General features: G+C 37.9%; 12 protein-coding genes and 1 pseudogene. 10 read left to right on the plus strand and 3 right to left on the minus strand.

Annotation, left to right across the window (positions count from 1 at the left end):
- The first annotated feature begins 436 nt into the window (after positions 1-436).
- The 6 genes from LOC50_RS03570 (at position 437) to LOC50_RS03595 (ending at position 6,162) form a co-directional block, all read left to right on the plus strand.
- Positions 437-907, plus strand: a complete 471-nt coding sequence (locus LOC50_RS03570) for a hypothetical protein (RefSeq protein ID WP_036981847.1) — start codon at positions 437-439, stop codon at positions 905-907.
- Between the two features lie 55 nt (positions 908-962).
- Complete coding sequence (locus LOC50_RS03575; protein ID WP_250653632.1) at positions 963-1,439, plus strand: hypothetical protein; 477 nt, start codon at positions 963-965, stop codon at positions 1,437-1,439.
- Between the two features lie 53 nt (positions 1,440-1,492).
- Positions 1,493-2,191: a fimbrial biogenesis chaperone gene (locus tag LOC50_RS03580; protein WP_036981849.1), complete on the plus strand. Its 699-nt coding sequence runs from the start codon at positions 1,493-1,495 to the stop codon at positions 2,189-2,191.
- Positions 2,192-2,277: 86 nt separating this feature from the next.
- Positions 2,278-2,919 (plus strand): fimbrial biogenesis chaperone, encoded by a 642-nt coding sequence (locus tag LOC50_RS03585; protein ID WP_250653633.1) that lies wholly within the window; start codon positions 2,278-2,280, stop codon positions 2,917-2,919.
- A gap of 92 nt (positions 2,920-3,011) precedes the next feature.
- Positions 3,012-5,327, plus strand: a complete 2,316-nt coding sequence (locus LOC50_RS03590; RefSeq protein ID WP_250653634.1) for a fimbria/pilus outer membrane usher protein — start codon at positions 3,012-3,014, stop codon at positions 5,325-5,327.
- Positions 5,317-6,162: a hypothetical protein gene (locus LOC50_RS03595; protein WP_248532838.1), complete on the plus strand. Its 846-nt coding sequence runs from the start codon at positions 5,317-5,319 to the stop codon at positions 6,160-6,162. Before LOC50_RS03590 ends, LOC50_RS03595 begins: the two co-directional genes overlap by 11 nt.
- On the opposite strand, the gene LOC50_RS03600 is transcribed toward LOC50_RS03595, so the two are convergent.
- Positions 6,152-6,742: a LuxR C-terminal-related transcriptional regulator gene (locus LOC50_RS03600; RefSeq protein WP_036981855.1), complete on the minus strand. Its 591-nt coding sequence runs from the start codon at positions 6,740-6,742 to the stop codon at positions 6,152-6,154. The two genes, LOC50_RS03595 and LOC50_RS03600, sit on opposite strands and share 11 nt — an antisense overlap.
- A 411-nt stretch (positions 6,743-7,153) precedes the next feature.
- Here LOC50_RS03600 and LOC50_RS03605 point away from each other — a divergent pair, with 411 nt between their 5' ends.
- Positions 7,154-7,354, plus strand: a complete 201-nt coding sequence (locus tag LOC50_RS03605) for a hypothetical protein (RefSeq protein ID WP_036981856.1) — start codon at positions 7,154-7,156, stop codon at positions 7,352-7,354.
- Positions 7,294-7,888: pseudogene (locus LOC50_RS03610) on the plus strand (TonB-dependent receptor domain-containing protein); the annotation flags it as partial. The gene LOC50_RS03605 and the pseudogene LOC50_RS03610, both read left to right, overlap by 61 nt.
- A 22-nt stretch (positions 7,889-7,910) precedes the next feature.
- On the opposite strand, the gene LOC50_RS03615 reads toward LOC50_RS03610, so the two are convergent.
- A complete protein-coding gene (locus tag LOC50_RS03615) occupies positions 7,911-8,276 on the minus strand; it encodes a hypothetical protein (RefSeq protein ID WP_036981858.1) in 366 nt (121 codons plus the stop codon).
- Positions 8,277-8,325: 49 nt separating this feature from the next.
- Here LOC50_RS03615 and LOC50_RS03620 point away from each other — a divergent pair, with 49 nt between their 5' ends.
- Positions 8,326-8,871 (plus strand): GNAT family N-acetyltransferase, encoded by a 546-nt coding sequence (locus LOC50_RS03620; protein WP_250653635.1) that lies wholly within the window; start codon positions 8,326-8,328, stop codon positions 8,869-8,871.
- A 111-nt stretch (positions 8,872-8,982) separates the two neighbouring features.
- Entirely contained in the window at positions 8,983-10,647 is a 1,665-nt protein-coding gene (gene ggt, locus LOC50_RS03625) for a gamma-glutamyltransferase (protein WP_250653636.1), read from the plus strand.
- A gap of 77 nt (positions 10,648-10,724) precedes the next feature.
- On the opposite strand, the gene LOC50_RS03630 is transcribed toward ggt, so the two are convergent.
- Positions 10,725-11,927: an aromatic amino acid transport family protein gene (locus tag LOC50_RS03630; RefSeq protein WP_083238629.1), complete on the minus strand. Its 1,203-nt coding sequence runs from the start codon at positions 11,925-11,927 to the stop codon at positions 10,725-10,727.
- Positions 11,928-11,932: the final 5 nt, after the last annotated feature.

Here is an 11,932-nt window from a genome sequence, read left to right on the forward strand (position 1 = left end):
TAGCTAGTTAGTAAAAAAAGAAGTGAGCATTTAGTTTATATTAAAGTTTACAATTGTTAGTTTTAAGGTTTTCGTAGTTAAAGCTTTTGATTTAATTGAAGTTCAAAATCATTTGAATTTATTAAAGTTGTTTAGTTCATAATTTATAAAATAGTAAGTGCTGTTTAGATGATTGTTTATTTCTGATTTATCTTATGTTTTTCCTGTTTATAAACATTAAACATAGCGCTTTAGCGGATTATAACAAAGTGGTGAAAATTAAAAGGCGACCATTATCGGCTAAGAATAACTTAAATGTTTATACCAAACGGTATGCTTAGTTACAGTGTATTTAGTCTTACTCCTTGTTTCGTAATCAAATAACAACTTCCTAAACCTGAATTTTAGCTTAACATTACCACTGTATTAGCAAGGTAGTTCAAAGGAAGTGACAGTGATGAAGAGACTAACATGGTTAGTATTATGTTGCTTTGCATCCAATGCATATAGTAACGATGAAGTAAGTATTACATTGGTGGGGCATATTTCTCCAGTGTGTGAATTTACCTCACAAAATACTAATCTAGAGTTTTCTTCTAATGGCGTTGCTAATACTTCATTAGAGATTAACTGTAATTCGCCAATGCGAATATCAATGCAGTCAATTAATGGCGGTTTGAGTCATGAGCAAAGCAGTAGAATAAGTTCATATAATATTAACTGGTCATTGGAAGGTGCCAACAAAAGTGTGTCTGTATCGGCACAGGCAACCAAATCGACATATAGCTTTAATATTGATGATATCTTATTTAATAGCATTGCTGAAATTCAGTTAACTCTTGATGAACCCTTAATATATGCAGGAAGCTACCAGGATGTGATCCGCATAGAAATGACACCATCAGTAGTATCGGGTGGCGTGCTTTAAACGCACATTTATTTAACAAAACAAACTATATGTCACATGGATAAGGAATATAACAATGAATAAACTAATCGTAATTTCAGCAATCGCAGCACTATCTTCAGGTTCAGCACTAGCAGAAAACTTAACCGTAGGCGGTGCAGTCGAGTCCGTATGTGAAGTAAGCAATATTGCAACAACACACTACTTTCCAGCTCTTGCGTTGGGTAATTCAAAAACAGTTAATTTTGATTTGAAATGTAATGATGTGGATGGTGCAACACTTACTTTAACTACTTCTGAGGGGCACCTTCAAAATGCTGATCATGAAGACAGAGGTGTAGGGTACACTGCTCGCTTAACAGCAGGCGCGTATGATTTTACTTTGACAGCTGATAATGGCATCAATGATCAAAGTGTTTCTCAAAGCAATGGTGGAAATAACACATTAGCAACGACAGGCGTCGCAGGAATGATTGACTTAGAAGTAACTCAGACACCGGTATACGCAGGTACGTATGCTGATACGCTAATGCTGACTGTTACGGCAAATTAAAGTTAAATCAAAAGGCAGTGGTTATCCACTGCCTTTATTTAGGAGGGAATTCTATGCATATTTTACTTATATTTATATTTTGTTTGTTTTCATTTTCAGTTAATGCCTTTCAAGTCAGGCCTATGGTAGCCGATCTCAGCGCTCAGGGGAGCCAATCACAACAAACACTTCGAATCATAAACCCATCGGATAAACCGCTAACAATTGATGTTTCTGCCTTTAATATGAGTATAAGTGATACGGGGGTTGAGTCTTTAGAGATTAATGAAGAAGATTTCTTAATTATTCCTATGACTACGATTATCCCACCAGGGAGTAGTCAATCGGTCATTGTTCGTTATATTGGTGAGCCTATAATTGAGCACTCTAAGTCTTATAGAATCACTGTAGAGCAAGTGTCGGTTGATTTGAACAATAGTGCCCAATCTGGTGTTGGTATGTCACTTAGTTTTAGAACGCTCTTTAACGTTGTTCCCGATAATGCTAAAGCTAACCTAATAATAAAAGAGAAAAAACAATTAGCAGAAAATCAATGGGGTGTGTCGTTAGAAAACCAAGGGAATAAATATGTACGCCTTTCTAAAGCTCAGTGGAATATTAAATCTAAGGGTAAAGTGTTAACTTTAGAAGGAATGGATCTAAGTAGAGCCCTATCAGGTAAAATTTTACTTCCAAATTCAAAAAGCAATATTTCAATTTCAATACCAAAAGAGTTTCAAGCTGCTGATAGTGAGTTAGAGGTTATATTCTAATGTTTTATGTTCAGTGGTTCTCCCGATGTTTAATGATACTAATATGTAATATTTCTATTTCGGTAGCGGCTCTGGAAGTGACACCTATGGTGATCACATTATCACCGGATCAACCCTCAAAAATACCTTCTAGTTTTATTTACAATCAATTACCTAGAGAGATTGCATTTGATATTGAAGTGTTTGAAATTAATTTTTCTGAATCGAGCCCATCGTTAAAAAAGCTGGAAGATTCTCCATTATGGGTCTTTCCTCCCTCTTTATTTTTACAAGAGGGGCAAGGCCAGAAAATTCAATTTAGGTGGGTTGCAGAGAAGCTTCCGAAACATGATAAAAGTTATCAAGTCAGTTTAGTTGAGCAGCCTTTGGCTTCTAATATTGGTAGTGATACCTCACAACTTAAAATATTAATGAATGTAAATTTAGTTGTTCACGTAGACAGGGATATATATTCACCAAACTTAAAAATACTGACTTCTAAACTAGAAAAAGGGGAGCTTTTAGCCCAAATCAAAAATGAAGGAGAGGGGGCTGCGCGACTCAGTGACTATAAAATTAAAGTAACTACAAATAAATCCGTTGTAACTACTTTTGAAAAACACGCTTTATTGGAGAAGGGGTACGATGTTTTTTTTGCACCTTATGCCACACAGACCATAAAAGTTAAGCTACCTGAAAATATTGAGAGCCGTGAGGTAGAGCATTTAAGTTTAGATTTAGTGCAATGAAAACTTCAGCAGTGTTCCTCTTCGCTATATTTTTTTTACCACTTAACGTGTTAGCAAAAATAAATCCTTCTAGTAGGACAATTGAACTTAATGTGTCAGTTCAATTAAATAAAAGTCCAATAGGTCAAGTCTCACTTAAAGTTGATAAAGACGATGCCCTTTTTTTACAGTGGAACGAACTAGAGCCGTATCTTCGCGAAATTTTACTTGAAGAAAAAGAGAGCGAGCTATTTAAGGTATTAAAAGGCAATACTTTAGCGGTATCTTCATTAAGGGAACTGGGTTTTAGTGTTGTGTTTGATATGAGCGATTTTAGTTTGGACGTTGTTGTTCCCATAGAGCTTACTCGCCCACAGAAATTAAGTGCACAAAAAAGAAGGAAAAAGTTAAAAGCAATTGAACCTGCTAACGCAAGTGGCTTTGTTAACGCTTATGCAAGCTACGTTCATCAGAACGATAAGGAGCAGCAGCAAGTTCAAGAGCAATATGCACTACGCTCAGAAATCGTCGCTAGTTGGCAAGGGTGGGTGTTAGAGAATGAATATGAATATAGTAAAGTATCGCAGCCGGCCTCATCAAGTTTAAAACGCCAAGGAACGAGATTAATTCATGATCTACCTAGCTTAGGCATGCGCCTTTCTCTAGGGGATAACTTTAGTTCAGGCGGTTATTTTCAAAACTCCTCTCGCTTGTTAGGTTTTTCTATAGCACATGATTTTTCTTTATTATCAGATAGGCCTATAAGGCCAACCGCTTCGCGTAGTTTTACTCTTCAAACGCCCTCAAGTGTAGAGGTATATGTAGAGGAGCGTATTATTCAGCGACTTAATTTGGTGGCGGGTATTTATTCTTTAGATGACATACCTTTGAGCGAAGGCAGCAATAATATCTCTCTAAAAATTACTGATATAGCTGGCGTTGTGCGCTATGTAAACTTTGATGTTGCAACTGGTTTAGACCTATTCGCACAAGGGCAGCTTGAATATGAGCTTCACTTAGGCGTGCCTGCTAACGCTGGCGATAAACTCGAATATGAACCAGATGATCCTTTTCTTAGTGCTTATTTAGACTATGGTCTGACACCTAGTTGGACTGCTGGGGTTACAGTACAAGGGGATAAATACGCTCAGCAAATAGGCATTAAACAAATCTATGCAGCTAAGGTAGGTCAACTAGCTTTTGAGGGGGCTTTTAGCTTCGCTGAGCATCAAGGGTATGCCTATCGTACTGTTTATAGTAGTTATAACACGAGTAACTTAGGAAGTGAGCTTACGCTGGGTTATGAATATAGTTCAAAATATTTTACAGCGCTCGGATTCAGGAACCAAGAAACGTTCAATAACCGCTATAAAGAGCACTATCTGCAGGCGAGTTATAGCTATTATGTTAACGATAGAACATTAGCCTCTTTTTTTACTAATATTTCCCGTGATCATGAGAGCGTTCAGTTTGATAAATCTCTAGGTATTAATTTTTCGGGCGACTTAGCTAATAGCCAGTGGAGGTATACTGCCGGAGCGCAATGGGATGATTTTAGAGGCGAGAGAGAGTGGGGGGTAAGTTTATCATTTACTTATAAATTTAATAATCAGCATAGGGTTAAACTATCGCACCGATCTAGACGTGATAAAACGAGACTTGAGTTTACGCAAGATAGTAACCAGCGGTTTGTTGGTGCGTTGAACTTGCGTGCTGGCTTAGAAAGTAATGATTTAAATAAAACAATCTTTGATTTAAACATGCAATATAACGCAAACCGTTTTGCTGCTAACCTTGAACATGCAAGTTTTTATAAAGATTTAAATGCGCGCTCTGCTTATCATCAAAGCCGTGTAAGTCTTGCATCTAGCATAGCTTTTGCAGATGATACATGGGCATTTGGAAAGCCTATATACGATAGCTTTGCTTTGGTTAACGCTCATAAAAGCCTAGAAAACAAAGTAATTACGTTAGGCCGAGTTGAAAATGAATATAGAGCTGATAATAGAGACTTCAAAACCATATTACTTAATGATTTGAGCTCATATGACAATATCAACATTCCTGTAGATATTGATGATCTAGCCCCAGGTTATGATATCGGCTCTGGAATGCTTAGCTTTTACCCAAAATACAAAACCGGGCACAAAGCAATAATTGGTACTGCAGCAAATATTTCTGTTATTGCGACTCTTCGTAGTCGAGACGAGTCACCCTTAGCTTTAGTGGTTGGAAAGGCTATTTGCCCAAATAAAGTAACGAACAAAGAGTATACTTTTTTTACGAACAAGCGAGGCCGTTTTGCAATAACAGGGCTTGCTCCATGCCATTATAAGGTAACTTTACAAAATAAAGATAAAACTACATTTTCAATAGATGTGCGTGATGGTGAACAGTTGCAAAGAAAAGGGGTAATTTATGTACATTAAAATTGTGTATTTAGCAATAAGTATAGTCTTACTATCTATAGCAAATAGAGTTAATGCTCAGTGCGATGCGAGTATTGGTGAAATAGCATATTTGTTTGATGACTTATCTTTTTATCACGTAAAATCACAAAACGATGCAGAGAAAACAATTCGAGTAGATACAATAAATACGACGGATTGTACCTTGTATTTTAGTCTTTCTTCGCAAAACCAAGGGGCGCTTAAAGGTAATTCTCAATTTATTAATTACCAAATTCGTTTAGAAAATCAGTTGTTAAGCAAAACCAACAATCAAGTTAAACTTAACAATAATTCAGTAGATATCAGGTTAGTGATCCCTGCAGGCACCCCTGTAAAAGCAGGGTACTATACAGATAGACTTCAGTTGAAACTTTATGATGAGAACAAGCAAAGTCTTGATGAAGTAGAAATTGAAATAGAAACAACTATTCAACCTCGCACAAGCTTATCTTTATTAGGCTATAACACTTTTTCTAGTACTGTTTTTTTAGGGGAGCTGCGTCCTGCAGAAAAATACACTATGTTACCTAGCTTACAAATTGTGACAAATACCGATATCCAGCTGAATGTAACCTCAGAGAATAAAAGCCGTTTAATACACACAGTGTTTAGTACTAAATATGGTATTAACTATACATTACAGCTAGGTTCAGAAGAAATTAACTTAGCAAAGGCTTCAAATTTAAACTTTGCTTATTCTGGTCAGTCTGAGTTTTTCATTCCGCTTAGCATTCAGCTGGAAGATTTCACTCGCCAAGCAGCCGGTGAATATTCAGATGTTATTCGTTTTCAAATAAGCCCACTTAATTATTAACTTTACTTAAGTTTTTTTGGCACCAGAGCAATGCTTGTTGTTTGTTTTTTACAGATATTTTTTGGTAAATCTTGTGTAGATGTACTCTTACAGTGGCTTCACTTATAAATAGGCTATCTGCAATAGCGGTGGAATGTAGACCGGAGAAAAGTAAGTTTAATACTTTAATTTCTTTGCAAGTGAGATTACTTGATTGCAGGGCCGTTTGCTGTTCAGAGGCTAACATTTGTCTCATCCAGCTGTCAGTGACATCGCGTGGAAACCAAAGTTTTCCTTGTTCAATGGCTTCGAGGCCCTGTTGAAAAAGTGAATCATCTGAACTTTCATAAAAAAGCCCCTTTAAATTAGGCCATTCTTTTAAGGCTAATACGTCACTATTTTTAGGTACATCAAATATAACTAAGTTTGTGTAGCCGTTATCTTGCATAAATTGATTAATAAGGTCGTAGGTTGTTATTACGTTAAGTGCTTGGTAATTAACTAATAAAATGTTGTAGTTAGCTGCCACACAAAAGAGTGAGGTATAGTCTGGACTATTAAAGCACTTTATATTGCGTATTGGAGTATTTTTAATATCCATAATTTCTGTCCGTAGAAGTATTGTTAATACTATATTGCTATTTTTGGTTAATATCAATCATAGTGTATAGTTCAATAAACTAAACTGGATGTAGATTGATGCTATTTATAGAATAAAGATAGGCTTGTATGTAAATATTTAAGGTACGCACAAACGCAGTACGGATAACGCGCTCACTTTCTAGCTAAGCGGTTTTATTTAGTACAGGTTATTCAAAAATAATCAAAAGTATAATTAATTTGCACCTATATGTTTATAAAATGAAAACCTTATACATTTATTCACAAATATGCAATACAATACCCATCCAGAGGAAAGATGCTATTAGGCGTCTTTTTTTATGCCTAAAACTTATTGCTTAAGTCAATAAGTTTGCATAACTAAATTATGCGGTATCCTTTGGAGAAAATTTTGAAACTACGCAAACTCTCACAGTTAAGCCTAGCAATTATTGCTGCACTTACTACCACAGTAAATGCACAAGAAGCTAAAACCACTGCCAAACAAGACGCGTTTGAAAAAATCGAAGTTACAGCTCGTAAACGTGATTTTTTGAAATCAATCAAGAAACAAACTCATACGCAGCTTACATTAACGGTAGTTACGACTTAACGGATGATTTAACAATTGGCGGTGGCCTTCGTTATTCTAAAGATGAGAAAGATGCCGATGCGATTTTTCCAACATTCGCTGAACGTAAGTACGTAAGTGCAGAGTTTGACGCTGTAACATGGGATGTAAATGCATCGTATCAAATCAGCAATAACATGAATGTTTATGGTCAAATTCAAAAAGGTTACCAAACAGGCGGTTTCCCTCCGCGCCCATTTGGTGGTCCAGATCAGTTTGTATCGTTTGATGAAACCAAAGCAGTTAACTACGAAATTGGTTTAAAAGGCCAAGTACATTAAAATGTGTCTATGATGCTTGCGATGTTTGTTACCGACTACACTGACTTAGCACTACCATTCTCAGATCCAACTGCGGGTGTGGTGGCTTTGTAACTATCGTTGAGAATGCAGGTCAGTCTAAAGCGCAATGTATTGAACTTGAACCACAATTGCAATAACTGATGACTTTACTATTCAGAGATTACCAAAGTCTATTTACTTTAAAAGTAAAACAAAAAAGGTAAGCCATGGCTTACCTTTTTTATGGTTAAAAATAATTAACCTTCTTTATGTTCTTTACGTGCCTGCTCAATTTCTGCGGCAATTTCACGTGCTTTTTGCTTGGTTTTTTCAGTCAGCTCGCCAGCCGCTTCTTTGCTTTTAATCCATGCATCAACAGCTACTTCTTTGCCGTCATCGTACATGTCTAAGCCCATTTCTTTACTCTCTTCAAGTAGCTCATTAAATGATTCATCATTTTTAAGCTCATTGGTTTTTTCCTTTACTTCATTCCAAGTTTCATCAAGCTTTTCTTTCACTTGAGCGCTTGTTTCTTTTGCATCTTGTTTTACTTCGTTGGCATCTTCACAGCCAGTTAACGTAATTAAAGTGCCTAATAAAGCTAAACCTGCTAATTTTTTCATTTACTATCTCCTTTAGAGAAAATTATATTTCAGGGGTAACTATACAACAATGAAAATGAACATAGCTGTAACAACACGATTAAGTTTTAAATTAATGGACGAACATGATTGGCTGCAATTATACGAGCTTGATCAAGACCCAGCCGTTATGCAACATTTAACACAAGGTAAACCCACTTCGCTTGAAGAGATAAAAACAGTCAGTATTCCTAGAATGCTTGCTTATCGTAATGAGCAACAAGGGTGGGGGTTATGGCAAGTAACATTGCGTGAAAGCAATACCTTTATAGGATGGGTGCTTGTTCGGCCGATGGGCTTTTTTTCAGATACGCCTGATTTTAGTGATGTTGAAGTGGGCTGGCGGTTTAAGCAAGCGAGTTGGGGCAAAGGGTATGCTATTGAAGCTGCAGGCGCTATTTGTTCAGAGCTTGAAAAACAACGCCAAGTAAAGGCAATTAGCGCTACAGCACTGACCTCAAATGTTGGCTCAATTAATGTTATGAAAAAACTCGGTATGCAGCTTAAACATTATTATATTCATACAGAGGATGGCTCAAATTTAACAGCCGTGCTTTATTCAAAGTCATGTGGATAATCTAACAACAATCCTAGGCTCTTTAAATGCGACCTATAAATATTGACCTCGTGTTTGTTACTGTGCATTAATGTTTGCCATCAATGTATAAAAATAACCTAAGGATATGGGATGGGATCACTTTTTTCACCACGCAAGCTAATTATTAGCAGTGTCTTAATAATACAAGTAGGCTTTTTTAATGTAGCGGCTAAACAAAGTGCGGTGGCGATGCCCGACACATTTAGTGCGCACGCTGCAAAAGCCGTATTAGAGCAAGGCGGCAACGCGGTTGATGCCGCTATTGCTGCTCAGTTTGTATTAGCCGTTACGCTTCCCGAAGCGGGTAATATTGGTGGCGGTGGGTTTATGCTTATCCATAAAGATGGAAAAGGTGATTTTATAGATTACCGCGAAACTGCGCCCAGTGCCGCGCATCGTGATATGTATTTAGATGAGCAGGGGCAAGTAATTGAAAATAAATCTATTTACGGCATACACGCTAGTGGCGTGCCTGGCAGTGTCGCAGGAATGTGGTTAGCCCATAAAAAGCATGGTACGTTACCGTGGAAAGCGTTAGTGCAACCTGCGGTAACATTAGCAGAGCAGGGCTTTGTTGTGCCTGAAAAGTTGGCTCAGCTGATTGAAGGCTATATAGCGCATCTAAATAATAAAAACATTAATGTAAATTTTGCCAGTTATTTTGCAACCGCTACGGCAGGTGCGCTTTTTAAACAACCAGAGCTAGCTGCCACACTCAAACGCATTCGCGATGAGGGTCAAGATGGCTTTTATCAAGGTGAAACTGCCGCAATTATTGCAAAATTTATGCACCAACATGGCGGGATCATTAACCAAGATGATTTAAAACGTTATCGTGCTAAATCGCGGACTCCTATAAAAGCGAATTGGAATGGCTACCAAGTGCTTACTTCACCGCCACCAAGCTCAGGCGGCATTGCTATATTGCAATGGCTGAAAATGTATGAGCTTAAAAAACCAACGCCTGCACAACAACATAATTCAGTAGGGTATGTGCATTTATTGGCTGAAATAGGTAAGCGAGTATTTGCCGATAGAGCAGAGTACTTAGGCGATCCTGATTTTTACCAAGTACCTACAGCAAAACTACTTGCAGAAAACTATCTTAAAAACCGTAGTAACAGTATAGATTTAAAGGCTATTTCAACCACCGAAAACATTAAACCCGGTTTAAAAGAAAGCGAGCAAACCACTCACTTTTCCATTGTCGATAACATGGGTAACGCTGTAGCTAATACCACCACCATCAATTTAGGGTTTGGTAGTGGCGTAGTCGTAGAAGGCGCAGGCTTCATTTTAAATGATGAAATGGATGACTTTAGCGCTAAACCCGGGGTTATGAATGTATTTGGTGCCATTGGCGGCAAAGCAAATGAAATTCAGCCACATAAACGTATGCTCAGCTCTATGACCCCCACTATTTTACTCAGTAATAACCAAGTGAAAATGGTAACAGGGTCGCCAGGTGGCACTACTATTATTAGCTCGGTGTATCAATCGATACTCAACGCGATTGAATTTAATATGAGCGCCGATGATGTGGTAAATAGCCCGCGTTTTCATCATCAGTTATGGCCAAAAAATGTGATCAGAGCACATGCCGGCTTGGAGCCATCAGTAAAACAACAGCTGATAAAAATGGGTTACACAGTGGACGAACGCCACTTTGGTGATATGCATATGATTATTAATCGTAATGGTAAATTAGATGCGGCGTCAGAGCAAAGCGGTAGAGGAAAAGCAATCGTGTTTTAACATTAGCGTTTGCATGGCAATCCCCCCAAACTCTTGTTTGGGGAGATTGCCAATAGAATATTACTTATTATTGGGTATTAACCTATTGCAGGTATTAGGCCTGCCATTTGCAGGCATTGCGCACTAATAATTAAAATGCCACACAATGCTGCTATGGCTAAACCAATATTACCGCTTCGTACTTTATAACCGCTTTTTTCAACACCTTGACGCTGTTTATACACCATACTCACCGGCAAAAATACAGCCAATATCACCAATGCAATAGCGGCATAACCTAATGCCATAATAAACCCTTGCGGATAAAATAAGGCAAACCCAAGAGGAGGGATAAAGGTAATAAATGCGGTTTTTATTCTATCTGCGCCCGTATCTGCTTTTTTGAATGTGTCAGCAAAAAAGTCAAATAACCCCAAGCTCACTCCCAAAAATGACGTAGCCAGCGCTAAATCAGCAAAAAGCTTAACCGCTGTAGAAACGCTCGTGTTGTTAGCAATATTTGCCACACTGGCTACAAACCCGCTTAAGCCTTCACTTTCGAGAAGTTGGGCTTGGCTCATTATGCCTTGGCTTAATACTTGCCAAAATACATAAATAACCAGTGGTAAAGAGGCACCTGCAATCATTACTTTGCGTAAAGTTTTTATTTCAAGGCCAACGTATTTAACAATAGAAGGGATAGAGCCATGAAAACCAAAAGAGGTAAATACCACAGGAATAGCCGAAAGTATCAGCCCTTGCTCAACCGGCATTTCAAGTAAGTGCTGGCCATGCACATAAGGCGTAAGCATATAAAATAAGCTACCCAATACCACTATTTTTATACTAAACAGCACTCTATTAAGCTTATCTACCTTGCTGGTGCCTAAAGTGACAACACCTGCAATCACCACCGCTAAAATAACGGAGCCTAACTGTGGGGCAATACTTAAGTTAAAACCAGTGTTTATACGTTCTTGTAGCTGGGCTCCGCCACCTGCTATGTAGGCCGCGCATAACGCATAAAATAAAAATATCATTGAAAAGTTAGCCACATACTGACCGCGTTTACCTAGCCAAAGCTTAGCCAAGGTATTTAAAGTGGCGTCGCGAGGGGCGTATTGATGTAGTTCCAACATAAGTAAAGCGGTGTAGGTCATAAGTAACCAACAACCGATAATTAATACCATCGCGGTATTAAATCCAAGCCCTGCAGAGGCGATAGGCAGGGCAAGCATACCTGCACCTATGGTGGTTCCTGCAACAATTAACATGCTACCTATTGTTTTATTTTTAAGCACTTAAT

The sequence above is a fragment of the Pseudoalteromonas sp. SCSIO 43095 genome, from assembly GCF_023650455.1.
Taxonomy (GTDB): domain Bacteria; phylum Pseudomonadota; class Gammaproteobacteria; order Enterobacterales; family Alteromonadaceae; genus Pseudoalteromonas; species Pseudoalteromonas tetraodonis.